Source organism: Sphingomicrobium marinum (genome assembly GCF_026157105.1).
In the GTDB taxonomy this organism is placed as follows: domain Bacteria; phylum Pseudomonadota; class Alphaproteobacteria; order Sphingomonadales; family Sphingomonadaceae; genus Sphingomicrobium; species Sphingomicrobium marinum.
The window spans coordinates 383479-410420 of record NZ_JANPVQ010000001.1 but is presented as its reverse complement, the minus strand read 5'-3'; the positions used below and the strand labels follow the sequence as shown (position 1 = coordinate 410420).

19 protein-coding genes are annotated in these 26942 nt (G+C 63.5%); 11 read left to right on the top strand and 8 right to left on the bottom strand.

Annotation, left to right across the window (positions count from 1 at the left end):
• A complete protein-coding gene (locus tag NUX07_RS02080; protein ID WP_265528452.1) occupies positions 1 to 2310 on the bottom strand; it encodes an NADP-dependent malic enzyme in 2310 nt (769 codons plus the stop codon).
• 103 nt (positions 2311 to 2413) lie between these two features.
• Here NUX07_RS02080 and mutS point away from each other — a divergent pair, with 103 nt between their 5' ends.
• A complete protein-coding gene (mutS, locus tag NUX07_RS02075) occupies positions 2414 to 5023 on the top strand; it encodes a DNA mismatch repair protein MutS (RefSeq protein WP_265528450.1) in 2610 nt (869 codons plus the stop codon).
• Positions 5023 to 7743, top strand: coding sequence for a [protein-PII] uridylyltransferase (locus NUX07_RS02070; protein WP_265528448.1), 2721 nt, complete (start codon positions 5023 to 5025; stop codon positions 7741 to 7743). Before mutS ends, NUX07_RS02070 begins: the two co-directional genes overlap by 1 nt.
• 62 nt (positions 7744 to 7805) lie before the next feature.
• On the opposite strand, the gene NUX07_RS02065 is transcribed toward NUX07_RS02070, so the two are convergent.
• From NUX07_RS02065 to thrS, 4 genes are all read right to left on the bottom strand, one after another.
• On the bottom strand, positions 7806 to 10901 hold the full coding sequence (locus NUX07_RS02065; RefSeq protein WP_265528445.1) for a TonB-dependent receptor: 3096 nt from the start codon (positions 10899 to 10901) through the stop codon (positions 7806 to 7808).
• Between the two features lie 255 nt (positions 10902 to 11156).
• Positions 11157 to 11687 carry a translation initiation factor IF-3 gene (gene infC / locus NUX07_RS02060; RefSeq protein WP_265528443.1) on the bottom strand — a complete coding sequence of 177 codons (531 nt, stop codon included), beginning with the start codon at positions 11685 to 11687 and terminating at the stop codon, positions 11157 to 11159.
• A 114-nt stretch (positions 11688 to 11801) separates the two neighbouring features.
• Positions 11802 to 13997 carry a methyl-accepting chemotaxis protein gene (locus NUX07_RS02055; protein WP_265528442.1) on the bottom strand — a complete coding sequence of 732 codons (2196 nt, stop codon included), beginning with the start codon at positions 13995 to 13997 and terminating at the stop codon, positions 11802 to 11804.
• 91 nt (positions 13998 to 14088) lie between these two features.
• Entirely contained in the window at positions 14089 to 16110 is a 2022-nt protein-coding gene (gene thrS / locus NUX07_RS02050) for a threonine--tRNA ligase (RefSeq protein ID WP_265528440.1), read from the bottom strand.
• 139 nt (positions 16111 to 16249) lie between these two features.
• Between thrS and NUX07_RS02045 the strand changes: the two genes are divergently transcribed.
• From NUX07_RS02045 to NUX07_RS02015, 7 genes are all read left to right on the top strand, one after another.
• Positions 16250 to 16426, top strand: coding sequence for a hypothetical protein (locus tag NUX07_RS02045; protein WP_265528438.1), 177 nt, complete (start codon positions 16250 to 16252; stop codon positions 16424 to 16426).
• Between the two features lie 2 nt (positions 16427 to 16428).
• Positions 16429 to 17043, top strand: coding sequence for a hypothetical protein (locus NUX07_RS02040; RefSeq protein ID WP_265528437.1), 615 nt, complete (start codon positions 16429 to 16431; stop codon positions 17041 to 17043).
• Positions 17043 to 17237, top strand: a complete 195-nt coding sequence (locus NUX07_RS02035; protein ID WP_265528436.1) for a helix-turn-helix transcriptional regulator — start codon at positions 17043 to 17045, stop codon at positions 17235 to 17237. The genes NUX07_RS02040 and NUX07_RS02035 overlap by 1 nt, the downstream gene beginning before the upstream one ends.
• 79 nt (positions 17238 to 17316) lie before the next feature.
• Complete coding sequence (locus tag NUX07_RS02030) at positions 17317 to 18066, top strand: alpha/beta fold hydrolase (protein WP_265528434.1); 750 nt, start codon at positions 17317 to 17319, stop codon at positions 18064 to 18066.
• Complete coding sequence (locus NUX07_RS02025; protein ID WP_265528432.1) at positions 18063 to 18770, top strand: tetratricopeptide repeat protein; 708 nt, start codon at positions 18063 to 18065, stop codon at positions 18768 to 18770. Before NUX07_RS02030 ends, NUX07_RS02025 begins: the two co-directional genes overlap by 4 nt.
• A 25-nt stretch (positions 18771 to 18795) precedes the next feature.
• Complete coding sequence (gene gloB / locus NUX07_RS02020; protein ID WP_265528430.1) at positions 18796 to 19518, top strand: hydroxyacylglutathione hydrolase; 723 nt, start codon at positions 18796 to 18798, stop codon at positions 19516 to 19518.
• Between the two features lie 37 nt (positions 19519 to 19555).
• On the top strand, positions 19556 to 19978 hold the full coding sequence (locus NUX07_RS02015) for a hypothetical protein (protein ID WP_265528429.1): 423 nt from the start codon (positions 19556 to 19558) through the stop codon (positions 19976 to 19978).
• Positions 19979 to 19981: 3 nt separating this feature from the next.
• Here NUX07_RS02015 and NUX07_RS02010 read toward each other — a convergent pair whose 3' ends face one another.
• Genes NUX07_RS02010 through NUX07_RS02000 form a run of 3 tightly spaced genes read right to left on the bottom strand, consistent with a single transcriptional unit; the run spans position 19982 to position 24519 of the window.
• The gene (locus NUX07_RS02010) at positions 19982 to 21757 is read right to left on the bottom strand and encodes an AMP-dependent synthetase/ligase (RefSeq protein WP_265528427.1); all 1776 of its coding nucleotides are present in this window, start codon (positions 21755 to 21757) and stop codon (positions 19982 to 19984) included.
• Entirely contained in the window at positions 21754 to 23472 is a 1719-nt protein-coding gene (ggt, locus tag NUX07_RS02005) for a gamma-glutamyltransferase (protein WP_265528426.1), read from the bottom strand. The genes NUX07_RS02010 and ggt overlap by 4 nt, the downstream gene beginning before the upstream one ends.
• A 12-nt stretch (positions 23473 to 23484) precedes the next feature.
• The gene (locus NUX07_RS02000) at positions 23485 to 24519 is read right to left on the bottom strand and encodes a quinone-dependent dihydroorotate dehydrogenase (RefSeq protein ID WP_265528423.1); all 1035 of its coding nucleotides are present in this window, start codon (positions 24517 to 24519) and stop codon (positions 23485 to 23487) included.
• Positions 24520 to 24621: 102 nt separating this feature from the next.
• Here NUX07_RS02000 and NUX07_RS01995 point away from each other — a divergent pair, with 102 nt between their 5' ends.
• Both NUX07_RS01995 and NUX07_RS01990 read left to right on the top strand, forming a co-directional pair.
• Positions 24622 to 26439 (top strand): DUF885 domain-containing protein, encoded by a 1818-nt coding sequence (locus tag NUX07_RS01995; protein ID WP_265528422.1) that lies wholly within the window; start codon positions 24622 to 24624, stop codon positions 26437 to 26439.
• Positions 26440 to 26524: 85 nt separating this feature from the next.
• Entirely contained in the window at positions 26525 to 26923 is a 399-nt protein-coding gene (locus NUX07_RS01990) for an SUF system Fe-S cluster assembly regulator (protein WP_265528420.1), read from the top strand.
• The last annotated feature ends 19 nt before the right edge of the window (positions 26924 to 26942 follow it).

Sequence of the window (26942 nt, the reverse complement as noted above, 5' to 3'; positions counted from 1 at the left end):
CTAGCCGACCACCTCTTCCGCAGCGCCGCGCATCGCAGCATTGCCGCGCCGGATCGCGTCCGCGCCGCCAGCCGCCAGCACCGCCAGCGTCACCAAATCGTTCGATGTCGCGGTCATCGGTGCGATCTGCACCGGCTGGCTCATCCCGACCAGGTACGGCCCCAGCACATTCTCGCCGCCGACCAGCTTCAAAAGCTTCGTCGACAGGCTGGCCGATTGCAGCCCCGGCATGATCAGTACGTTCGCGGGACCCGTCAGGCGGCTAAAACCGTAAAATTTGCGCTGCGCATCGAAGTTGAGCGCTACGTCGGGTGCCATCTCGCCTTCATATTCGAAATCGGTCGCCGTGCGGTCGAGCACCTTCACCGCGTCGCGCAATTCATCGATATACTCGCCTTCGGGATTGCCGAAGGTCGTGTAGCTAATGAAGGCAACGCGCGGCTCCTGACCCATGCGCCGCGCAAACGCTGCCGAACGGATCGCGATGGTCGCCAGCTGCTCTGCGGTCGGGCGTTCGGTCACCGAGGTATCGGCGATCAGCACCGTATGGCCCTTGCCGACCACGATGTTGATCCCGAACGGCTCCCCGCCATGATCGTCGTCGATCACGGTGCGCACTTGGGCCAGGCTTTCGGAGAAGGGCCGCGTCGTCCCGGTGATCATCGCATCGCCTTCGCCCAGCGCCAGCATGGCGGCGGTGAAGTAGTTGCGATCCTGGTTGACCATGCGTTCGACCTTGCGGCGCAGCAGCCCCTGGCGCGCATGCTTTTCGTAGATGAAGTCCACCGCCTTCTCGACCAGCGGCGAATTGCGGCTGTTGAGAACCTCCCACTCGTCGGCATCCTCGACGCCCAGCGCCTTGAGCTTGTCGTAAACGTCATCGCGGCCGACCAGCACCGGCACGCCCAGACCGTTTTCCTTGAACGCAATGGCGGCGCGCAAGACATTGTCTTCTTCGCCCTCGGCGAACAGCACGCGCTTGGGATTACGCTTGGCCGCCTCGTAAGCGAGGCTAAGCACCGAGACCGTCGGATCGAGACGCGCGCGCAGCTGGCGGCGATACTGGTCATAATCCTCGATCGGTTTCTGCGCGACGCCCGATTGCGCCGCCGCTTTGGCGACCGCCATCGGCACTTCTTCGATCAGGCGCGGGTCGAACGGCGCGGGAATGATATAGTCGGGTCCGAAGCTCTTGGATTCGCCGTAGGCCGCCGCGACTTCTTCGGGCACCGCTTCGCGCGCCAGATCTGCCAGCGCTTGCGCCGCGGCAATCTTCATTTCCTCGTTGATCCCCGTGGCGCGGCAATCGAGCGCGCCGCGAAAGATGAAGGGAAAGCCCAGGACGTTGTTGACCTGATTGGGATAGTCCGAACGCCCCGTCGCGATGATCGCATCGGGCCGCGCTTTCTTGGCCACCGGCGGCGAGATTTCGGGTGTGGGATTGGCCATCGCGAAGATGATCGGCTGCTCCGCCATCTGCTTGATCATGTCGCCATCGAGCACGTTACCCGCCGACAGCCCGAGGAAACAGTCCGCACCAACCAATGCTTCGGCCAGCGTCCGCTTGTCGGTATCAACGGCCTGCGCCGATTTGAACTGGTCGAGATCGTCGCGGTCCTTGTGGATGACGCCCGATCGATCGCACATGATCACATTGTCTTTCTTGACGCCCATCGCGACGATCAGATCGCTGCAGGCAATCGCTGCCGCACCAGCGCCGTTCACGACGACCTTCATGTCGGCAAGCTTTCGATTGGTCAGGTGCGCCGCGTTGATGAGCCCCGCCGCGGTGATGATCGCGGTCCCGTGCTGGTCGTCATGGAACACGGGGATGTTCATCTTCTCTTTCAATGCCTGCTCGATGATGAAGCAGTCGGGCGCCCCGATGTCCTCAAGGTTGATGCCGCCAAAGCTGGGCCCCATCAGCGCCACCGCGTCGATAAAGGCCTGCGGGTCCTCGGTATCGAGTTCGAGATCGATCGAATCGACATCGGCGAAGCGTTTGAACAGCACCGCCTTGCCTTCCATCACCGGCTTGGACGCGAGCGCGCCGAGATTGCCGAGACCGAGAATTGCTGTGCCGTTGGAAATGACCGCGACGAGATTGCCCTTCGCCGTCAATTCGTAGGCACGGCCCGGATCGGCGGCGATCGCTTCGACAGGCACCGCGACACCCGGCGAATAAGCCAGCGCCAGGTCGCGCTGCGTGGTCATCGGCTTGGTCGGCGTGATCTCGATCTTGCCGGGACGGCCGCGCGCGTGGAAATCGATCGCTTCCGCGTCCGAAAATTTGACGTTGGCTTCACTCATGAATGCTGCCTCTCCTTTGGATGGGCGCTTTAGAGCCTTTTTCACCCCGGAGTCACGGGGGAAACCATGGTGCAGTGCAGCCAAGCCATGCTAGCCTCCGCCGATGGCCCGCGACGATTCTCCCAAGGCAAAAGTGACGCCCATGATGGCGCAATATTTTGCGCTGAAAAAAGAGGCGGGCGACGCCTTGCTCTTTTATCGGATGGGCGATTTCTTCGAACTTTTCTTCGAGGACGCGAAGGTCGCTTCCGCCTGTCTCGACATCGCGCTGACCAAGCGCGGCAAGGAAAAAGGCGAAGACGTGCCGATGTGCGGGGTGCCCGTCCACGCCGCCGAAAGCTATCTCGCCAAGCTGATCCGTAGTGGTCACCGCGTCGCCATCGCCGAACAGGTCGAAACGCCTGCCGAAGCCAAGGCACGCGATGGATCCAAGGCGCTGGTGCGCCGCGCCATCATCCGCCTCGTCACCCCCGGTACGCTGACCGAGGAAAGCCTGCTCGAATCGCGTGCGGCCAACTGGCTTGCCGCGATCGGCCGCGCGGGCGAGGAATGGGCCATCGCGGCGGCCGACATTTCAACGGGACGCTTCGAGTTGATCGCCTGCGGCCCGGGCGACCTCCAGGCCGAACTCGCCCGGCTCGACCCTGCCGAAACGATTGCCGATGACAAGGTGCCGGGCATCGCCACCACCGACGGCCAGGGCGGTTTCGACAGCATCGCGGGCGAAAAGGCGCTCAAGGCGCGCTACGGCGTGAAGAGCCTCGACGGCTTTGGGTCGCCGGGGCGCGCAGAATTGGCGGCGGCGGGCGGCCTTCTCGCCTATCTCGACGCCACGCAAAAGGACGCCGCCAGTTTCCTTGCCAGCCCGACGCGGATCGAACGGTCGGGCCACATGGCGATCGATCCGGCGACGCGCGACAGCCTGGAGATCACGCGAACGCAGAGCGGCGCCCATGCCGGGAGCCTGCTGCATTGCATCGATCGCTGCGTGTCGGCGGGCGGGCGGCGCTTGCTGGCCCAGGACCTGTCGGCACCGCTCACGCATCGTCCCGCCATCGAAGCGCGTCTCGCGCTCGTCCAGCATTTTGCCGAAGACCAGTTGCAACGCGACGATGTGCGCAGCCGGTTGAAAGCGATGCCCGACATTGCGCGCGCGCTTGGCCGCCTCGTCGCCGGACGCGGCGGTCCGCGCGACCTGGGCCAGCTGCGCGATGGCCTTGTCGCCTGCCGCGAACTGGCGGAAGCGATCGGTGACACCGGCCCGCACCCCGAGTTGCTCGCGGCGCTACTGCCGCGCCTCGTTGGCCACGATGCGCTGGTCGACGAACTCAAACGCGCGCTCGTCGAGAGCCCGCCGATCGATGCGGCCAAAGGCGGCTACATTGCCAAGGCCTATGATCCCGAGTTGGATGATCTTCGCGACATGGCGTCCGGCGGACGCCAGGCCATCGCTGCGCTTGAGCACAAGTACCGAGACGCCACCGGCATCAAGGCGCTGAAAATCAAGCATAATAATGTGCTCGGCTATCATATTGAGGTGCCCGCCAAACAGGCCGACAAGTTGATGGCCGAGGATAGCGGCTTCACCCATCGCCAGACGATGGCCAACGCCGTGCGCTTCAATTCGAGCGACCTGCACGAAGAAGCCCGCCGCCTGACCGAGGCCGCGGGGGAAGCGCTTGCGTGTGAAGCGAAACACCTTGCCGCACTGACCGACAAGGCGATCGCCGCCGCGGCGCGTATTGCCGAAACCGCCGATGCCGCCGCGCGCCTTGATGTCGCTGCCGCCAATGCCGCGCGCGCGATCGAGGGTAAGTGGTGCCTGCCGCACCTGGTCGACCAGCCCTGTCTCGAGATCGAGGCGGGGCGGCATCCGGTCGTCGAAGCCGCGCTCGACAAGGAGGGCGAGCGCTTCGTCGCCAACGATTGTGCGCTCGGGCCGCAAGACCGGCTCTGGCTGATCACCGGCCCCAACATGGGCGGCAAATCAACCTTCCTGCGGCAGGTCGCAATTGCCGCATTGCTGGCGCAGGCCGGATGCTACGTGCCTGCCGCAAGCGCCAAGATCGGCATGGTCGACAAGTTGTTCAGCCGCGTCGGCGCTGCCGACAATCTCGCGCGCGGCCGTTCGACCTTCATGGTCGAGATGGTCGAGACCGCCGCGATCCTTGCGCAGGCGACCAAACACAGCCTCGTGATCCTCGATGAAATCGGGCGCGGCACCTCGACCTATGACGGGCTCGCCATCGCCTGGGGCGTGGTTGAGGCGATGCATGACACGATCGAAGCGCGCACCTTGTTCGCGACCCATTATCACGAACTGACCCGCCTCGCCGACCGCCTCGATGCGCTCTCGCTCCACCACGTTCGCGCGCGCGAATATAAGGGCGACTTGGTGCTGCTCCATGAAGTCGCCGATGGCGCCGCCGATCGCAGTTACGGTATCGCGGTCGCCAAGCTTGCCGGCCTGCCGCCAAAGGTGCTGGCGCGCGCCAAGGCGGTCCTTGCCAAGCTGGAAGAAGGCCGCGAAGCCACCGGCGGTATCGCCGCGGGGCTCGACGCCTTGCCGCTCTTCGCCGCGACGCCGCTGAAGGAGGAAACGCGCGATCCGCTCGCCGATGCGCTCGGCGCGCTCGACCCCGATGCGATGACGCCGCGCGAAGCGCTCGACGAACTCTACCGGCTCAAACGTCTCGCCGAGGACGGCGAATAATGCAGCCGCTGCGCGTCGGTGACGTCGACGATCGCCGGTCGATCATCGATCGCCGCGCGCTGGCGGATCGCCTGTCGGCGCTGGACCGGCCCGACCGTGAAGACGGGACGACGATCATTGCCGAGGCCTACGAGGCCGGACGCGCCGAAATCGCCCGCCGCCTGGCCGACGAACCCGGGCGCGGGCGCGTTCACGCTGCCTCTTACGGTTTCCTCGCCGATCAGGTCGTGCGGCTGGGCTGGGACTTCATCACGCAAAAGCTTTATCCCAACGCCAACCCGTCGTCGGGCGAACGCGTCGCGATCTGCGGGCTCGGCGGCACCGGGCGCGGCGAAATGGCGCCGTATAGCGATCTCGACCTCATGATGCTGGTCCCGCAGCGCAAGACGGCGTGGAACGAGCAGGTGATCGAAGCCTTGCTCTATCTCCTCTGGGATCTTGGGATCACGGTCGGCCACTCGGTCCGCACGCCAGAGGAAGTCATCGCCCTGTCGCGCGAAGATATGGCGGTGCGCACCGCCATGCTCGAAGCGCGCTGGATCTGGGGCGATGACATCCTTTTCGATGGCACCAGCGCGCGTTTTCGTGCCGAGGTCGTTCACGGCACCGCGGCCGAATTCGTCGCCGCCAAGATGGCCGAACGCGACGCGCGCCACGAGAAGATGGGCGACAGCCGCTATCTCGTCGAACCCAACGTGAAGGACGGCAAGGGCGGGCTGCGCGACCTGCAGACGCTTTACTGGATCGGCCACTATGTCTTCGGATCCAAGCGACCGGCCGATCTGGTCGATGCGGGGCTGTTCGATGCGCGCGAATTTCGCCGCTTCGAACGCGCCGAGCGCTTCTTGTGGTCAGTGCGCTGCCATCTGCACCAGAGCGCCGGACGCGCCGAAGACCGGCTCGGCTTCGATCACCAGAAGACGATCGCCGAGGCGATGAATTATGCCGACCGACCGGGAAAGTCCGCAGTCGAACGCTTCATGCAGTTCTACTTTCTCAACGCCAAGGCGGTGGGCGACCTCACCGGCGTCTTTCTCGCCCAACTGGACGAACGCATGGGCAAAAAGGGCAAGCGCTTTGCGATCCCCACCATGTTCCGGCGCACCAGTCACCTCGATGGCTTCACGCTCGATCGCGGTCGGCTCACCATACCCAAGCCCGATTTCTTCAAGCAGGACCCGGTGCGGCTGATCGAAATGTTCAGGGTCGCGCAGCGCGAAGGCCTGGAGATCCATCCCGACGCCATGCGCGCGGCGGCGCGCGACGCGCGGCTGGCCGATGACGTGCGCGAAGACCCCAAGGCCAATGCGCTGTTCCTCGACATCCTGACCGGACGCGACGACACCGATTTGGTTCTCCGGTGGATGAACGAGGCGGGCGTATTCGGCCGCTTCGTGCCCGACTTCGGCCGCGTCGTCGCGCAGATGCAGTTCGACATGTATCACCACTATACGGTCGACGAGCATACGATCCGCGCCATCGGGCTGACCGCCGCCATTGACCGCGGCGAAATGAAAGACGACCATCCGGTCATCACCGCACTGCTGCGCAAGCTTGCCGATCGCCGCGTGCTCTATGTCGCGGTGCTGCTGCACGATATCGCCAAGGGCCGCGGCGGCGACCATAGCGAGCTGGGCGCAGAGATCGCGCGCGAGCTTTGCCCGCGCTTTGGCCTTTCGCCCGCAGAGACCGAGACCGTCGCGTGGCTGGTGCGCAACCATTTGCTGATGAGCGCCACGGCGTTCAAGCGCGACCTTGCCGACCCCAAGACGATCGAGGATTTCGTCGCCGCGGTGCAAAGCCCCGAGCGCCTCAAGCTCCTCGGCATCCTGACCACCGTCGATATTCGCGCCGTGGGCCCCGGCACCTGGACCGAATGGAAACGCACCTTGCTGCGCACGCTCTACGAGGCTGCCGAAGAGCGGCTGCGCCTTGGCTACAAGCAGCATGGGCGCGACGAGATGGTGGCCCAGCGTAAGCGCGACCTTGGCAACCGGCTCGGCTGGACGGCCGAGGTCATGCGCGCCCACGGCCAGCGGCTCCCCGATGCCTATTGGCTCGCCGAACCCGAAGACTGGCAGGAAGCGAATGCGCGCCAGATGGCCAATGCCGAAGCGCGGATTGGGGATGTCGAGGCCGATATCGCGCTGGCGGACGATCCCGAACGCGGCGCCACGCGCGTCTCGATATTCGCGCCCGATCGCGAAGGCTTGTTCTTCCGAATTTGCGCGGCGCTGGCCGCTGCGGGCGCAAGCATCGTCGATGCCCGCATCCACACTACGCGCGACGGCATGGCGCTCGACAATTTGCTGATCACCGACGCGCAGGGCCGCGCCTACACCGACAAGCGCCGCCAGGATCGGCTGCGCGGTGCGCTCAGCGAGGCGATCGCCGCGCAGGATGCGCCGCCGCGGCCCGACTTCGCCGAACTTTCGGAACGCGAAGAAGCCTTCGACATCGCGCCATCGGCGCTGATCAACCAGAAAGCCTCGAACCGCATGACCGTGGTCGAAGTCAACGCACGCGACCGGCAGGCACTGCTCGCCCGCCTGGCGCATGCGATCTTCGATAGCGATGCGATCGTCCATTCCGCGCATATCACCAGCTATGGCGAGCGCGCTGTCGACAGCTTTTACCTTACCGATCGTCACGGACGAAAGCTCTCGGCCGAGATAACCGAGAAATTGCACGCCGCCATTATCGACGCGGCCGGCGACTGAGCCCCCAAAAGTCGAGGGCCCCGCCGTTTCCGGCGAGGCCCTCTCCCCTTTTTAACTAGAGCCTAGCCGCGCTCGGGCTCGACCGCAGGCGGCGGCGGCGGAGGCGGCGGCGGCGGCGGCGGACATGCTTCCGTCGCCAGGATCACCGAACCGTCCGGGCAGGTCTGCGTCGCGGGCGGAGGCGGCGGAGGCGGCGGAGGCGGAGGCGGCGGCGCCACTTCCGGCATGCGTTTGGGCGGCGGCGAAAGCTTGCCACGCAGCGTGATGCCGTAGGTCCGCGGTTCGCCAAGGAAGGCACCGTAGAGACGCGTCGCGATCGGGTCGAAGCCCGCATCGACACCGCGCCGCGAGCCACCACCCTGGATCGGCGCGTCGAACGCGACCTGGATGAAGTCCTCGTTGAGCAGGTTCTGGCCCCACAGTTCGATCGACCAGTTCTCGTCGGGCCCGCGAATGCCGACACGGCCATTGACGACCTGGAAGGCTGGCTGGATCTTCTCGATATCGAGGTCCGAACCCGTGTTGAACGAGCTCATGTGACGACCATCGACATAGAACAGGCCGGTCAGGCCGCTATTGCCGATCGGCGGGGTCCAGGCCAGCGAGCCAGTGATGGTGAACTGGTTCGAGTTCGAGATGCGGCGGCCCGGCAGCTGGAAGAAGCTGGTCCCGAGCGGTGCACCGTTCGCACCGACGAGGTCCTCGTTATACTTCGTGTCGACATAGGTGCCGCCAAAGTTGAGCTGCACGTTGTCGATCGGACGCGAGAACAATTCGAACTCGACGCCGCGGCTGCGCACCCCCCATTCGAGGTCGCCAACGCAGGCGCCGTTGCCCATGACATTGTCACTATCGGCATTGGGATCGCCGATATCGCTACAGCCGTTGACGTTCTCGACCTCGAAGAAGAGCCCGTTGAACTGGTTGAGCTGGAAGTTGTCGAAGCGCTGTTCGAAGGCGGCAACGTTGATGTCGAGCCCGCGCCCGTCATATTTGAAGCCGAGTTCGAAGGCGTTGTTGATTTCCGGCTCGAACTGGAGCGTGTCGAAATCCTGGTTCGGCAACAGCGCACCGTCCCCGCCGATGCGCGCGAGCGCGCTGCGGTCGAGGTTGAAGCCGCCGGCCTTGTAGCCACGCGAATAGCTGAGATAGCCGAGCAGCCTGTCGGTCAGCTCGTAGCTCAGCACCGCAGTGCCCGAGAACTCCGACTCGTCACGTTCCGACGACCCCGTCAGCGTGCCCGTTGCCGTTGCCGGAATGACGCACGGCAGTTGGTCGAACGCATTCAATGGCGAATTGCTGATGGTCCGGCAGAATACATTGTTGTCGGCCAGGCTGACGTCGAGCGACTTCGATTCGTTGGTGTAGCGAAGGCCGAGGGTCAGATCGAACCGGTCGGTGATCTCGAAGATGTTGTGCGTAAACAGCGCGAAGTTGGTGCTCGACTGTTCGTACAGGTCATCGAGACTGACCCCCGCAAAGGGATCGATCGACCCCAAGCCCACGGCAAGCGCCGCCGAACCGAAGATCGGATTGGTCGGATCGGCGTTGAGCGTGTTGAGCAACGCCGCCTGCGGCAGCAACGCCGCGAGCTGGGCAGCAAAGCCCGCCCGCTGGGCCTGCAGCGCCGCGAGCTGCTGCTGGAGTGCCACGTTGTTGGGGTCCATCGCCAAGGCGGCCTGCACCTGCGCGATGGCAGCATCGAGCTGGGCGATGCCCGCCTGAAGCTGCGCGACACCGGCATTGACCTGCGATTGCGCGCCGCCAAGCACGGCGGCATTGGTGCAGGTGCCGTTCGGGTCGGTCGTCGGCGCAAGCGCCGCGGGAAGCGACGAAGCGAGCGCAAGACAGTTCGAGTAGCGCAGATAATCATCGCCATACGCAAGATTGTCACGAAGCGTCAGGTCTTCCTTGGCGAAGTAACCGCCGACGAGCCAGTCGAGCCGGTCGTTGAGCGCCGTTCCCTGCAGGCGAAGTTCCTGCGTAAAGGTCTTGAATTCGGTAAAGCCGGTGCCGTCGCCGGGGCGATAGAGGATGTCCAGATTGTTATAGTGGGCATCCTGGCCGCGGACATATTCGTTGAAACGATAGGCCGAGATCGAGGTCAGTTCGACGCCGCCGAAATCATAGACGATCTCTCCCGAAACGCCCCAATCCTCGACATCGGAGTTATAGTCGCGTCCCGGCGTGATGGCGATTTCGCGGGTGAAGGTATCATCGTTGATGACCGCGCCGAGCGCGCGCTGGAGCGCAGCGATCGACGACGGGCTTTCGCCGGCCTGCGTATAGTTGAACGCCGGCAGGTAGGTCGCGCCGCAGCATTCCTCGTCGCGCTTGGCATAGTCGCCGATCAGGCGGATCGACAGGTCGCTCGACGGTTCGAACAACAGCTGCCCGCGCACCAGCCAACGATCGCGATCATTGACCGTGCGGCCCGAGATGACATCTTCGAGAAAACCGTCGCGCTGGACATAGACGCCGTCAATACGCGCCGCGACGGTATCGCTGAGACCGCCGGTGGCCGACAGGTCGAAGCGACGATAGTCGTAATTGCCAAGGCTGATCGCGCCCGCCACTTCGGTGCCGAATTGCGGCTTGGCGGTGATGATCGAAATCAGGCCGGCCGATGCGTTACGACCAAACAGCGTGCCCTGCGGTCCGCGCAGGACTTCGATGCGTTCGATCGCGCCCAGCTCGGTCAGGCCAACGCCGGTACGGCTGCGGTAGACGCCGTCGATAAAGACCGCGACCGAACTTTCAAGACCGGGGTTGTCGCCGACCGTGCCGACGCCGCGGATGCGGGCGACGCCGCCAGCAGCTTCAGACGAGGTCGAGGACACCAGCAGCGAGGGGCTGACCTGGGTCAGGGCGCGGATGTCGTCGGCACCGGTATTCTTGAGCTGTTCGGCCGTGACCGCGGACACCGCGAGCGGCACGTCGGACAATGCTTCGTTACGACGCGTCGCGGTAATGACGATTGCGCTCGTATCCTGGTCGTCGAGGTCCTGTTCGACCGTGCTGTCGTCAACCGCTGCGGCTTCTGCCGTTGCCCCCTGTGTGGGTTCGGCGCCGCCGTCATCGGTATCGGTTTCCTGGGCAAAAGCCGGCGTGGCAATCGCCATCATCCCGGCCGAAAGCATCCATACGGTCTTGCGCATTTGTGCACCCCTCCTGATTTGTATTTCTAATTGACCCTGTTGTTAGTGCAGGGGCTAAGCGTTGCAAAGCAAATGGGTAGCGAAAATCGGTGATTTCCGTCGAAACACGCCCCTATTGAGGCCTATTTACAACAGCTTGCATTGCAGCATTTCTTGCGCACTGCACAATAAGTATCGATCGAATACTGAAAAGCCGCAGCCCCACCAATGCGGGACTGCGGCTTCTCTTGTTCGGTTGCCGTTACGGCAATGGCGCTATTTGGGCGCGACGACCATCAGCATCTGGCGGCCTTCCATGCGGGGACGCTGCTCGACCTTGGCGATTTCCGCCGTGTCTTCCTCAACCCGCTCCAGAACCGCCATGCCGAGCTGGTTGTGCGCCATTTCACGGCCGCGGAATCGGATGGTGAGCTTCACCTTGTCGCCATTCTCGATGAACTGGACGACCTTCTTCATCTTGGTCTGGTAGTCGTGATCGTCGATATTGGGACGCATCTTGATCTCTTTGATCTCCTGCGTCTTCTGAGCCTTGCGCTTGGCATTGGCTTTTTTCTGCGCTTCGTACTTGTGGCGCCCAATATCGAGGAACTTGGCGACGGGCGGATCGGCGTTGGGAGAGATTTCCACGAGGTTCAGGCCGATCTCGTTGGCCTGTTCCATCGCTTCACGCGTAAACATTACCCCAAGGTTTTCGCCATTCTCGTCGATCACCCGGACCTTCTGGGACTGGATGAACTGATCATAGCGGGGGCCGGTCATTGGCGGCGGCGACTGCGGGCGTCGCATTCGAGGGGGTCGTATAGCGTATTCTCCTTTGGAGTCGTTGTGATGGGGTCGAGATAAGCGCTTCCTCGCCCTTTGCAAAGGGGCAGGAGAAGCGATTTGGGGTAAAACGGGCTCTTAAGCGGCCTGAATCTCGGCGATGAAACGTTCGACGTCCTCGCGCACACCTTCGGCAAGACGCGCCAGTTCGCCGCTTGCGCCCTTGATCTGGCTGGCAGCAGCCATCGCCGATCCGGCGCCATCGTTGACCGTTTTCGCGCGGCTGGCGACCCGATCGGCAATGCCCGCGGCGCTGTTGACGCTGGCCGAAAGCTCCTGCGTCGCGCTCGATTGCTGCTGGACGGTGGCGGCAATCGCCGCCGCGGCCTGGCTCACGCGTTGGATCGCATCGTTGACCTCGGCAAAGCCGCTGGTCGACCCTTCGATCGCCGCAATCATTTCGTGCACCTGCTTGCCTGCGCTTGCGGTCGCCTCGGCAGTCTGTTCGGACAGCGCCTTCACCTCGCCGGCGACTACAGCGAAGCCGCGCCCGGCCTCGCCCGCGCGCGCAGCCTCGATCGTGGCGTTGAGCGCCAGCAGCCCCGTCTTGTTTGCGACCTCATCGATCATGTGCACCATGTCACCGACCGACTGGGTCGAACCCGACAGCTTGTCGACCGTGCGCGCCGTATCGCCCGATCGCTGCGCGGCGGCGGCAGCGCTGGTGCGCTGGGCCTCGATCTGGCTGGCCACTTCGGCAATGGCGTTGCGGATCTGCTGCGCGGCTCCCGCGACCGCTTGCACATGGCCCGAGGCCGACCGCGTTTCATCGGCGACCGAGCCGAGTTCGTGCGTGGTATTGGTCAGCGTTTCGACCATCAGATCGGCGGTCGCGCTAAGCTCGTCGGCGGACGCCGCGAGCGCGGTTACCGCCTCATGCATCTGGCTGGAGAACATCGCCGATGTCGACGCCAGCTTGCGCGCCCGCTCCTCGCGCTCGACCATTGCCTTTTCCTCGATCTCGAGCTGGGCCTGGCGGGCGCGTGCTTCGCGTTCACGCCCTTCGGCGGCTTCGCGCTCGAGCCGGTCGGCTTCTGCCTTGGTTTCCTTGAAGCGCGACAACGTCTGCGCCAGCGCGCGCACTTCGAGGGCTCGTGCTTCGGTTGGTAGTTCAACGTCAAAATCGCCCTTGGCGATGCGCCGCGTGCTGCGCCCAAGCGCTTCGAGCGGCAAGCTGATTTCGCGTCGCACGATGTAAACCAGCCCGGCGACAAGCAGCGCGCCCAATACCAGCAGGACCGCCGCGATGATCATCCGGCGATTGGCGGCTGCTTCGCTGTCATCGACCATGTCCGCGGCTACCACGTCGGCCGCCCGATTGATCGCTTCGAGCGTCGCGATGGCCTCCGAAGATCGCTCGATCCACCCCTCGGCGCTGAGAGGGTATGCGCGCCCTTGATCGCTGGCGCTGACAACCGAGAAACGAGCCTTGTCGTAATCGAAAAAGAAGGATGAGCGCGCGTCATCCATGGCCTTGCCGATACGATCGTCATTGGTCAGCTGGCCTTCGATCGCGCGAACGCTGTCCCACGCCGCCAGGACCCGGCCGCGATTCTCGATGATCTCGGCGCGCATCGCGGGATCGATTGCCCGGTTGGCGGCAATGGCCCCAGCAATCATACCGCGCTCCCGACTGGCATATTCGCTCATTTCCCAGCTCAGGTGCTTGAGCATGAGCAGGTTGGTCAGATCGCTGTCGGCCTTGAACAGGTTGGCCGCCGCAAAGCGGATTTCCTGGGCGCTGATCGTGCGATTCTTGGCGGCTGCGTAAAAGCTTCTCGCGATGGTCGGATCGCGCTGATCGGCCGGGAGTTGCATCGCTGCGTCGGCTTCCGCGGCCAATGCTTCATATTCGGATTGAGCGTCGCGAAAATCCTGCACCAATGTGCGCTCGTTCGGCAAACTGGCGTCGAACTGCAACAGCGCCTGCCGCATGAGCTGGTCGCCCCGAGCGCGATCGGCGCGGATTTGCGCGGCAAGTTTTGCAGTCACGGGCGTCGGCGCGTTGAGCGCCATATAGCTCCTGGCGCGTGCCTTGGCCCACGCTTCGCCGGCGCCAACGATGCTGGACGTGATCTGGTCGGCCTGATGGGCCAGAGCCACTTGGCGTCGCTGTTCGATAGTCCCGGCAAGGCTTACGCTCGCGGAGTAGAGGATGATGCCGGCCATCACGACAATCGTGATGATGACGGCCCGGCCGATCGCGAATTCGCCGTGCGCGACGCGCGTTACGGTAAGCGCCACCTGATCGTACAAGAAACGAAGTTTTTTCACGCGACCTCCCAATGGACGCACCACGCGCGCGCCACGATTGGAAAGCCTCTTGCCAAATAATGGCAAACGGAACGTTAATTTTTGCGACCGGTCAGCGCAGGTCGGGAGGCGTCGCTTCGTCCTGCATGAGGGCGAGCAGCTCGTCGACCTTCATCACTTTCTGATGCTCGTCCGAACCGAGACGGCGCAGCGCGACGGTGCCTTCCTCCGCTTCGCGCTTGCCCACCACCAGCAGTAGCGGCACCTTGGCGAGCGAATGTTCGCGCACCTTGTAGTTGATCTTCTCGTTGCGAAGATCGGCCTCGGCGCGGAAGCCCGCGGATTGGAGTTTGGCAAGGACCTCATTGGCATAGTCGTCGGCATCGGACACGATCGTCGCGACCACGGCCTGCCTGGGTGCCAGCCATAGCGGCATCTTGCCGGCATAATGCTCGATCAGCATGCCGATAAAGCGCTCGTAACTGCCGAAGATGGCGCGGTGGAGCATGACGGGGCGATGGCGTTCGCCATCCTCGCCGATATAGGTCGCGTCGAGCCGCTCGGGCAGGACGCGGTCGGACTGGATGGTGCCGACCTGCCAGGTCCGCCCGATCGCATCGGTCAGGTGCCATTCGAGCTTGGGCGCATAAAAGGCGCCTTCGCCTTCGAGCTCTTCCCAGCCATAATCGTCATTATCCATGCCCGCGGCCTTCACCGCATCGCGCATTTCCTGCTCGGCCTTGTCCCACATTTCATCGGTGCCAAAGCGCTTCTCGGGACGCGTCGCCAGCTTGACGTGGTAGGTATAGCCGAAGTCCTTGTAGATGCGGTCGGCCAGCTTGCAGAACTTGTGGATCTCGTCGACGACCTGATCCTCGGTGCAGAAGATGTGCGCATCGTCCTGCGTGAACTGGCGCACGCGCATAAGGCCGTGCAGCGCGCCATGCGGCTCGTTGCGATGGCAGCAGCCATTTTCATAAAGCCGGATCGGCAGCTCGCGATAGGACGTGATGCCCTGCTTGAAGACGAGCACGTGCGCCGGGCAGTTCATCGGCTTGATCGCCATCCAGTCTGCGTCGTCCGCGACGTCGGGCGCGGCAGCCTCCTCCTCGCTCTCCACATTGGGCACGATGTCAGGGACCGCGAACATGTTTTCGGCATATTTCCCCCAGTGGCCCGACTGGGTCCACTGCTTGACGTCCATCAGCTGCGGAGTCTTGATCTCGTCATAGCCGCCATCGTCGATGGCGCGGCGCATATAGGCCTCGAGCTCGCGCCAGACCTTGTAACCCTGCGGATGCCAGAAGACGCTGCCATGCGCTTCCTGCTGGAGGTGGAAGAGGTCCATCTCCGCACCCAGCTTGCGATGGTCGCGCTTGGCCGCTTCCTCGAGCCGGTGCAGATGTTCCTTGAGCTGCTTCTTGTCGAGCCACGCGGTGCCGTAGATGCGGCTCAGCATCGGATTGGACTGGTCGCCGCGCCAATAGGCGCCCGACACACGCGTCAGCTTGAACGCCTTGGGATCGAGATAGCCGGTCGACGGCAGGTGCGGCCCGCGGCACAGGTCGATCCAGTCGGCCTCGCCCTCGCCCGTCTTGTACATGGTGATGGGCTCGTCTTCGGGTAGCTCCATCACCCACTCGGCCTTGAAGGCCTCGCCATTGTCGATGAAGAACTGGCGCACTTTCTCGCGGTCCCAGACTTCGCGGACCAGCGGCTTGTCGGCCTTGATGATCCGGCGCATTTCTTCTTCGATCTGCGGCAGGTCTTCTTCGGTGAACATGCCGCGGCCCGGGGCCGGTGCGAAATCGTAATAGAAGCCGTCGTCGGTCGCAGGACCAAAGGTGATCTGCGTACCCGGGTACAGGTTCTGCACCGCTTCGGCGAGCACGTGCGCAAAGTCATGGCGCACCAGCTCGAGCGCATCGGCCTCGTCGCGCTTGGTGATCAGTTCGAGCTTCGCATCGCCTTCGAACGGACGTTTGAGGTCGCGTACTTCGCCATCGACGCGCGCAGCGAGCGCCGCCTTGGCGAGCCCGGGGCCGATCTCGGCAGCGACATCATAAGGCGTCGCCCCCGCCTTCATTTGCTTCACGCTGCCGTCGGGGAGTTCGATTTTCGAAAGCTCAGTCATGGACAGTCACCTAGTGCAGTGCGCCAAGCCGTTCAACCAAAAGGAAATTCAAGCAAACTTGGCATTATGGAAAGCTTCCTTGACATCGGCCGCGAATCATGTAAAACACACTTTACATACTGAAAAGGGAGTTTGACTAATGACCAACATCCTGAAGAGCCTCATCTGGGCATCGATCATCATACTTGTCGCCTACGCTGCCAAGGATCAGGGGATGAGCGACAACGCTGCGACGGGCCTCGTCTTCGCGATGGTCGGCGCCGCGACCGCCAGCCTTGCGAGCGGCAAAGGATGCCGCGCCAAGGGATGGTGCTGATCATGACCGATTCCTTGAAAGAGGCGCAAAAACGCCCGGTCATCTTCTGGTTCCTGCTATTCTTCGTCGCCTTGGGCGCGATGGCGCTCATCCTCGACCGAAGCAATATCGAGGACCCGCTTATTGCCAATGCGATGATGCTGGTGCCGATGATCTTCCTCGTGAAGGCAGGGCTGAACGCGATGCATAATGCCGGCCGCCATGGCGAACGCGGCAGCCCGCAGCGCAATTACCTTACGCGCATGCTGGTGCTGAGCCTGGCCTATGTCGGCTCGCTCTTTGCCGCCACCGAGCTCATCGGCGAGGGCGACCCCATTACGCCGGTCAGCATCGCCATCGCGATCATCCCCGGCATCGCCGTGGTAGGGTATTTCTGGGCGATGGGCCGCTACATCGTCGAGCTCAAGGACGAGTTCCTGCGCATGCTGATGGTCCGCCAGTCGCTGATCGCCACCGGGCTGGCTTTTTCGGCGGCTTCGGTGTGGGGCTTTCTCGAAAGCTTCGGCCAGGCGCCGCATATCGAGGCCTATTGGTGGCCGATACTATGGTTCTTCGGCATCGGCGTGGGCGCGGTGGTCAACAAGCTGACCTACGGCACCACCGGCGAGACCTGCTGATGAAAAACCGTCTCAAGGTCCTGCGCGCCGAGCGCAACTGGAGCCAGAGCGATCTTGCCGACCGGTTGGGCGTATCGCGCCAGAGCGTGAACGCCATCGAGACCGGAAAATATGATCCCTCGCTCCCCCTCGCCTTCACCATCGCCGACGTCTTCGAAATGAGTATCGAAGAGATTTTCGACCCGAAAGGATGATACGATGAACTTCCGGAAGCTGTTCACCGAGCGGGTGAATAGCTTCCTCGACGAGTAAGGGCCTGCTAGGCGACGGCGCATGACTTCACCGCCTTTATCGCACTTTCTCCTCGACGATCGCCGTCTTGCTTGCCGCATCCGCGAAGGGACTGGCCCGACCATGCTGTTCCTGCCCGGCTATGCCTCCGACATGGATGGCGGCAAGGCCACCGCGATCGACGCGCTGGCGGCAGAACGCGGCCTGCCCTGCATCCGATTCGATTATTCGGGCACCGGGCTTTCCGATGGTGCCTTCGCCGATGGCACGCTTTCCCGCTGGCTCGACGAGGCGCTCGCCATCCTCGATGCCAAGGCGCAAGGGCCGGTCATCCCCATCGGCTCCTCGATGGGCGGCTGGCTGGCGCTCCTCATCGCGCTACGCCGCCCCGATCGCGTCGCCGGAGTGATGGGCATCGCCGCCGCGCCCGACTTCACCGATTGGGGATTCACCCAGGCGCAAAAGGACACGATCCGCGCCGACGGCAAGCTGGAAGAACCCAACCCCTACGGTCCCGAACCCTATGTCACGCACAAGGGCTTCTGGGAATCGGGCGAACAGCTCAGGTTGCTCGATGGCGACATCGACTTTTCCGGCCCAGCCCGCTTCGTGCACGGTGACAAGGACCAGGATGTCCCGGTGTCGATCGCATTGAAGGCCATGCGCCAGCTCAAGGGCACCGATATTCAGCTCAAACTCATCAAGCATGGTGGACATCGGCTTTCCGAGCCCCACGAAATCGCCGCCATCCTGACAGAGCTGGTGGCCCTTGTTGAAACGGTGACCCCTTGAGCCTTCTTCTAGCCCTTCTCCTCGCCGCGCAGGATGCGCCGGTCGAAGTTCCGTCCGAAGTCCTGCGGTGCGCCAGCGACAATAGCGTCGATGCCGTCCTGTGCCGCGCCGTAGTCGCGCAAGGCGAGGACCGCTTCACCGACAGCGCCGAAGCGTTCGAGGAAGCGGCCGGGCTTGCTGCAGCCGATCCCGACAAGGCCTCGCGTGCGCTCCTTGCGGGGGCCAATATGTGGCTTGCCGCGGGCAATGCCGAACGCGCTGGTGCTGCGATCGACAAGGCGCTTGCTATCGATGCGCTCGACAGCGTCCAGCGCGGTTTTGCCCATCTCGATCGCGCCCGCGCCGCGTTGATGGGCGGCAACAGCGCCATGGCCAGCGATCATCTCGAACGCGCCCGCGCGCTTGTGCCCGCCGATCCGTGGGTGTGGTATCTCGGGGCCGGCATTGCGCTGGAGGACGAGGACCTGATCACCGCGCGCCAGCAGATCGCACAGGCGCTCGTGCTCGCACCTGATAGCGGCGATGTGCTGCTGCGCGCCGCCGCGATCGAGGCCGCAGCCGAAAATCTGGAAGGCGCCCGTGCGCATCTGCAAAAGGTTCGCGAGGTCGCACCCGGCAGCGCGGCCGAGCGCACCGCAATCCGCCTGTTGCAGACATTGTCGGAACCCGCCGCCGTGCCTACACCTTTTACAGACGAGGAATGATGTTGCGGGCCGCTTTCTCAAGGAGATGTGCGTAATGGAAATCGTCGCTGTCCCCGCATTCAACGACAATTATCTGTGGCTGGTCAAAAGCGGCAATGATGTCGGGGTCGTCGACCCGGGCGACGGCGATGCGGTGCTCAAGGCGGCAGAAGAACGCGGCTGGACGATCACCCACATCCTCAACACGCACTGGCACCCCGATCACACGGGCGGCAACCTGAGGGTCAAGGATGCCACCGGTTGCCAGGTCTGGGGCCCCGCCCCCGAGGCCGCCAAGATCCCCGGCATCGACCGCCAACTCGACGAAGGCGACCGCGTTACCTTCGGCGGTGAGGAAGCCGAAATCTGGCATATCCCGGGCCATACGCTCGGTCACATCGCTTATATATTTCGCGGCCCCAATGTCGCCTTCGTCGGCGACACGATCTTCGCGATGGGATGCGGTCGCGTGTTCGAGGGCACGATGGAGCAGATGCATGAAAGCCTGCAGCGCTTTGCCGACCTTCCCGACGACATGAAGCTCTACTGCGCGCACGAATACACGCTCGCCAACGCCAAATTTGCCGTGCACGCGATGCCGCAGGATAGCGCAATCGCGGATCGACTCGCGGAAGTGACCGCAATGCGCGCGCGCGGTGAGCGCACCGTTCCCACCACCGTCGCTGCCGAAAAAGCCACCAACCCCTTCCTGCGCGCTGCAACCCCCGCCGAGTTTGCCGCGTTCAGGAATGATAAAGATCGTTTCTGACACGTACCGGTCGGAGCGGCATAAAAGGGAGAATTTTATGCGACACGTGATTCTTTTCGCAGCACCTCTCACGTTGGCGGCATGTACTACCGACGATGGCTATCGCAGCGCACAAGCCGAAGAAGCACGAGCCGAGGTGCAGGAACGCCTCGTCGGATATGCGCCGGCGGGAACGCGCAACTGTCTTCCGGGCCGCAGCCAGGCATCGACGCGGGTCTATGCAGACGGCACGATCCTCGTGCGCCAGGGCGGCAACCTCTACGGACAAAATCTCGGACCGAGCTGCGCCAGCGCATCGGACGTGCACACCGCGCTCGTGACCGAAGGCACCTTAGGCAGCATGTGCTCGGGCACTATCGCCCGCGTCGTGGATAGCTCCACCGGCATGTTCCGGGGCAGCTGCTCGATCGGCGAATGGACCCAATATGAAAAGGTCGAGGACGCCGACGAGGCGAGCTAAGGCCTAGCTCTTGTAGAGCTTCGACAGACGCTCTTCGTAGATCGGCTTGATTCTATGACGCCGAATGCTTTGCTTGGGTGTCATAAGCTCGTTGTCGACCGTGAAGGGTTCGTCGGCGACGATGAACCGGCGCACCTTCTCGATCACCGAAAGATCGGCATTGACCTTGTCGACTGCCTTGCCAAGCGCCTTGCGTATGGCCTCGGCATCGCCCTTGTGCGCGGCCTCGAGTTCGGGATCGGGCACCAGCACCGCCACGATGTAGGGCCGGCGGTCGCCGTAAACCATCGCCTGCGCAATCTCGCTTTGCAGCGTCAGGATGCCTTCGACCCGCTGCGGCGACACATTGTCGCCCTTGTCGAGGATGATGAGGTCCTTCTTGCGATCGGTGATGACAATACGGTTTTGCTCGTCGAGATGGCCGATGTCACCGGTATGCAGCCACTCTCCATCGAGTACTTTTTCAGTGTCGTCCCTGTTGCGCCAGTACCCTTGCATGACGAGCTCGCCGCGCACGCAAATCTCGCCATCGTCGGCGATCCTCACTTCGGTGTTCTTAAGCGGCGGACCAACGGTCGACATCTTGATGCCCGCAGCGGGGCGGTTGCAGCTGATCACCGGACCGCTTTCGGTCTGACCGTAGCCCTGGAGCACGGTGATGCCCATTGCCTGGAAGAAAAGGCCGACGTCGGTATTGAGCGGCGCCCCGCCCGACACCATCGCCTTCATCCTGCCGCCGAATTTCTTTTGCACCTTCTTGCGCAGCGTGAGCGACAGGATGCCGTCCATCGGCAGGTCGAGCGGGTTCGAGCGCCCCTCATACCGCTTGGTCTCGATATTGACGGCACGTTTCAGAAGATATGCCGCAAGCCCGCCTTGCTTTTCGATCTGCTTGAGCATCTTCTGGCGAAGCATCTCGAACAGGCGCGGCACCACGACCATCAGCGTCGGACGCGCCTCCTCGATATTGGCGGCCAGCTTTTCGAGGCTTTGCGCGTAATAGATCTCGGCACCCAGCGCGATCGGAAAATGCTGCCCGCCCGAATGTTCATAGGCATGGCTTGCCGGCAGGAAGGACAGGAAGACTTCCTCGTCCCAGCCGAAATCGTTGGCGATGACATCGATGCAGCCTTCGACGTTATGCAGGACCATGCCGTGATGCTGCATCACGCCGCGCGGCGCCCCGCCGGTGCCCGAGGTATAGATGATGCAGGCAAGGTCCCGGCGCCCATACGCTTCGGCTTCCTTCTCGAACTTCTCGACATCGGCATCGCCGCCAACCAGCTCACCCCAATGGTGGAATTTCGCGATGTCGGGAGACTGGCCGCGGATGATATCGTCGATCGAAATGATGTGATGACATTCCGACGCGTAGAGCACCGCGGGCAGCAGCGGTTCTGCAAGTTTTTGCGTCGACACGATGACCGCGCGGGCATCGCTATTGCCGAGGATATGCTGGTGGTCGCGCGTCGTATTGGTGGTGTAGGTCGGCACGGTGACGCAGCCCGCGGCCATGATGGCAAGGTCGGCGATCAGCCATTCGGGGCGGTTTTCGCTGACCAGCATGACGCGGTCGCCCTTCTCGCACCCGATATCGCGCAGCGATTGCGCCAGGCTTGCCACCTGCTGCGCCGCTTGCCGGTAGGTGATCGCCTCCCAGCTCTTGTCCTTCTTCGCCCACAAAAACGGCTTGTCGCCCAGCCGGCGCGCGCGGGTGAAGAACATCGTCACCAGGTTGGGAAAATGTTCGAGCTCTTTCTGGCCCTTGAACGGGTTCATGGCGTCGCATCTCCCTGCGTGCGCGGATCGAAGGCCGGAACCCAGCGATTCCCCACTTTCTGTACCGCATTGGCCTTGAAACGCGGGCCGATCGGGCGGACATTCTGGTGGCCCATGGCGATGAGCGCCGCCATCAGCGCGTCACTTCCGGGCGCTTCCTCCACCATGACATATGAGCCGGGCGCATAAAGGTTTGGCAGCGCCAGCGCTTCCTGCGCGGGCAGGTCCCAGTCGATCACCGCGATAATGTTCTTGGCGGTTTGCGTGATGATGGTCGATCCGCCCGCTGCGCCGACCGCCAGTATCGCCTCACCCGCTGGCGAGAAAACGATCGTCGGGCTCATCGAGCTGCGGGGCCGCTTCCCGCCGGCGGGGGCGTTGGCGGCTGGCCGGCCGCTATCGTCGGTCGGCGCGAAGCTGAAATCGGTCAGCTCGTTATTGAGATAATAGCCGTTGACCACCAGCCCCGATCCGAACCCCGATTCAATCGTGGAAGTGAGCGACACGACGTTGCCGTCATGGTCGGCCACCGCGAAGTGGCTGGTGCCGTTTTCGGCGGGCTCCATACCAACGCCTAGCGCGAGATTTGCACCCGGCGGCGTACCGGCACTGACCTGCGCCATGACCGTATCGGCAGCGATCAGGCCCGAGCGTCCCGCTAGATAATTCTTGTCGATCAGACCGGCCACCGGAACGGATACGAAATCGGCATCGCCAAGGTAACGTGCGCGGTCGGCATAAGCGAACCGGCTGGCTTCGGCGAAGAGATGCCAGCTCACCGGATCGTCGGGGCCCAGCGCAGCAAGATCGAAGCGTTCGAGCAGTCCGAGGATCTGCAGCACGGTCGTGGCGCCCGAAGAAGGCGGACCCATCGAGCAGATGCGATGCGCGCGGTATGTGCTGCACACGGGCGGGCGCTCCTTGGCCGTATAGGCCGTGAAATCCGCCACGGTGAGATCGGCAGGCGCCTTGGTGTCGCCGTTGACCGCAGCGATCACTGCTGCGGGGTTCTGCCCGCGATAGAAGGCATCGGGGCCCTCGATGGCGAGGCGCTCCAGGAACGCCGCCAGCGCAGGGTTGGTCAGCCGCGTGCCCGCGGGAAAGGGCTTGCCGTCAGCGTCGAGGAAAAGCGCGCGGCCATTTTCGCTATAAAGGGCAACATTGCGCGACTCTCCATCGGGATCATCTGCATCGCGCTCGAAATAGCCGGCCATGCGCTGATTCATCGCAAAGCCATCGCGCGCCAACCGGATCGCAGGCTGGAACAAAGCGGACCAGGGCAGCTTGCCATGGCGATCGTGCGCCAGCTTCATCATCGCCACGTTGCCGGGCACGCCGACACTGCGGCCGCCCGGGACGACATCGCGAAAGCTCACCGGCTGCCCATTAGCGTCAAGAAACAGGTCGGGCCCTGCGGACAAGGGCGCAGTTTCGCGCCCGTCATAGGTGACGACATTCCCGTCAGCATCGGCGCGGACCATGAACCCGCCGCCGCCTATTCCGCTCGACTGCGGTTCGACCACCGTCAGCGCGAGCAGCACGGCGAGCGCAGCGTCGGTCGCGCTCCCGCCCTGCGCCAGCATCTCCTCGCCCGCCGCGGTAGCGCGCGGATCGGCGCTGGAGACGGCGCCTTGAACAATGGTGGTGTCGGCCCGTGGTGACGTCGCGCAGGAGGCGAGCAGCAGGGCGATGGCAGGTAGGATCGCGCTTCTCATAAGCTGCGAGGGCTACTCGCTTCCGACCCAATCGGCAATATCGGTGACGCCTTCTTCGCGCATGCGCTGCGCCAGGTCGCCTGCGATCCGCATGGCGAGACCCGGGCCCTGGTAGACCAGGGCCGAATAGAGCTGGATCAGGCTGGCGCCGGCGCGGATGCGCGCTTCGGCATCGGCACCGCTTTCGATGCCGCCCGCCGCGATCAGCGGGATCCTGCCGCCCGATGCCGAACGAAAGGCGCGCAGCGCTGCCAACGCCTTGCGTCCCAATGGACGCCCCGAGAGCCCGCCCGCTTCGCCGCGATATTTCGATTGCAGGTCGTCGGGCCGGTCGATCGTCGTGTTGGCGACGATCAACGCGTCGATGCCTTCATCGATCGCCACCTTGGCAATGCGGTCAGGGTCATCTGCTTCAAGATCGGGCGCGACCTTCAGGAAAACCGGCGTCGCCGCATCGCCCCGCGCCTCGCGCACTGCCTGCAACAAGTCCTTGAGCGCGCCTTCATCCTGCAATTGACGGAGCCCCGGCGTATTGGGCGAAGAAATGTTGACCGTGAGATAGTCGGCGAGCCCGCCCATCTGCTGCACGCCCAGCACATAATCGGCAATGCGATCCTCGCTGTCCTTGTTCGCCCCGATATTGACCCCGACGATGCCGCGTTCGCGCACGCGCATCTGCAATCGCTGCGCGGCTGCCGCCTGCCCGCCATTGTTGAACCCCATGCGGTTGATCACCGCCTTGTCCTCGACCAGCCGGAATAGGCGCGGCTTGGGATTGCCCGCTTGCGGGCGCGGCGTGATAGTGCCGACTTCCACGAAGCCGAAGCCGAGCCCGAGCATTTCGGAATAGACCTCGGCGTCCTTGTCGAAACCGGCGGCAAGCCCGACGGGAGAGGGAAAGTGCAAGCCCGCCACGGTCTGGCCGAGGCGCCGCGCGAAATCCGGGATGGGCCGGTCGGGTACGCGTTTTAGAGCGCCGATCGTCAGGCGATGCGCCTGTTCGGCGTCGAGGCGAAAGATCAGGGGCTTGGCAAGATTGTACAACATCGGCGCCGTGCCTAGCGCAGACGGAACAAGCTTTCATCGAAAATAATTGATCATACGATGTCGGCGCGCCACCCTCGCGCGCGTATGCTTACAGGAGATCATATGACCCGCATCGCCCTGCTCGCCACCGCCAGCGCCCTCGTCGCCGCCTGCACCCCCGAAACCGCGCCAGTGCAAAGCGCTAGCGCCCCCGCGGCTCAAACGGAGGCGCCCCAGGTCGCCGCCAACGCCGAACTCGCGCAACTCTTCGAAGCGTATGATCAGGCCAGCCTCGCGCTAGCGCCGCAGGCCAAGGCTTACCGCGGGATCATCGATGAGGATTACGGCACGTGGGGCGATGTCAGCGAAGCCAATGACGATCGCTACCTCGAACTGATGCGCCAGACCGCCGCCGCGATGAAGGCGAACTTTGATCCTGCCACGCTCAACCAGCAGGACCGCATCAGCTACGAACTTTTCCTGCGCAATCTCGCGATGGAAGAGCGTCTCGAACCCTTCGACCGGCACACCTTCCTGTTCAACCAGATGTTCGGCCAGCATTCGGGCATTCCGGCGTTCCTGATCAACATTCACCGCGTCAGCGAGGTCAGCCACGCCGAGGCCTATATCAGCCGCATCGCAGATATCGGACGCGCGATGCCCGAGCTGACCGCACAGTCGCGCACCCGCGCGCGGCTCGGCATCATGCCGCCCAAGTGGGTCTATCCCTACGTCATCAGCGATATCGACAACCTGCTCAACGCCGGCCGCCAGAACGCGATCCTGAACGATTTCCGCGACAAGGTCGGGAAACTGCAAATCAGCAACGCCCAGCGTGCCGATCTCAATGCCCGCGCCGTCGAAGCGTGGGAAAACCACGCCGCGCCCGCCTATCTCGCGCTGCGCGAGGAAATGGTTACGCAGCAGGCCAATGCGCCGACCGACGACGGCGTCTGGCGCTTGCCCAATGGTGCCGAATATTACGCTGCAAGGCTGGCGCAATATACCAACACCGACCTCACGCCCGACGAAATCCACCAGATCGGCCTCGACAATGTCGAGCGCATCCACAGACAGATGCGCGCGATCATGGAGCAGGTCGGCTTCGACGGAACGCTGCAGGAATTCTTCGTCTACACCCGCAATGGCCCGCAATTCTTCGCCAAGAGCCGCGAGGAATATCTGTCCAAGGCCAACGCGGCGATCGCCCAGATGGACAAGGCGCTGCCGCAATATTTCGGCGTGCTTCCGCAGGATCCCGTCGTCGTCAAACCGGTCGAGGCGTTCCGCGAAAAGAGCGCCGGCAAAGCCTTTTACCAGGCCCCCGCGCCCGACGGCTCACGCCCCGGCACCTATTACGTCAACCTCTACGATTTGAACGCGATGAGCCTCAACGAGCTCGAAGCGCTCGCCTATCACGAAGCCTCGCCCGGCCATCACCTCCAGCGCTCGATCCAGACCGGTCTTGAGGGCTTGCCCGCGTTCCGCCGCTTTGGCGGACAGACCGCCTACACCGAAGGCTGGGGCCTCTATTCCGAAGAGCTTGGCAAGGACATGGGCTTCTATACCGACCCCTATTCGGACTTCGGCCGGCTCGGCATGGAGCTGTGGCGCGCCGCGCGGCTGGTGGTCGACACCGGCATCCATCACAAGCGCTGGAGCCGCGAGCAGGCAATCGCCTACCTCACCGAGAATACGCCCAACCCCGACGGCGATATCCGCAAGGCGATCGAGCGCTATATCGTCTATCCGGGACAGGCGACCGCCTACATGATCGGCAAACTCAAGATCATGGAACTGCGCCAACATGCGATGGAAGAGCTGGGCGATGAGTTCGACTGGCGCGAATTCCACGATGAAGTGCTGACGCCGGGGCCCGTCCCGCTCGACATGCTCGATGCCAATATCCGTGCGTGGGTGGCCGCAAAAAAAGCCAGCTAAGAACGACTCGCAACAGCGGGGAATCGGTTGATTCCCCGGCGAATCCTCCTAAATGGCAATTCGGAATGAAACAGTCCGATTTGCCATGCGCCTGACGCACCTAGCCGACTATGCCGTCGTCATGATGAGCGCCGCCGCCCGCCGCGAGGAGGGGGAGTGCCTGTCCGCGACCGTGTTATCGGAGGAAACTGGCGTTCCGCTGCCGACCGCGCAGAAGCTGATGCAGTCGCTTGGGCGTGCCGGCCTGCTCAAGGGCCAGCGCGGCGCCGGCGGGGGCTATGTCCTTGCCCGCCCGGTGACCGAGATCAGCCTCGCCGACATCGTCGAGGCGGTCGAAGGCCCCATCGCGCTGACGCAGTGCAGCGAAGGCGTATCGGATTGCGCTTTGGATGCCATGTGCCGGGTCAAGCCGCACATGGGCATCGTCGGCGAAAAAGTACGCGGCGCGCTTGGCGCCGTCAGCCTGCAGGAATTGAGTAAGTGACCGACCAGCGAGAACTGAC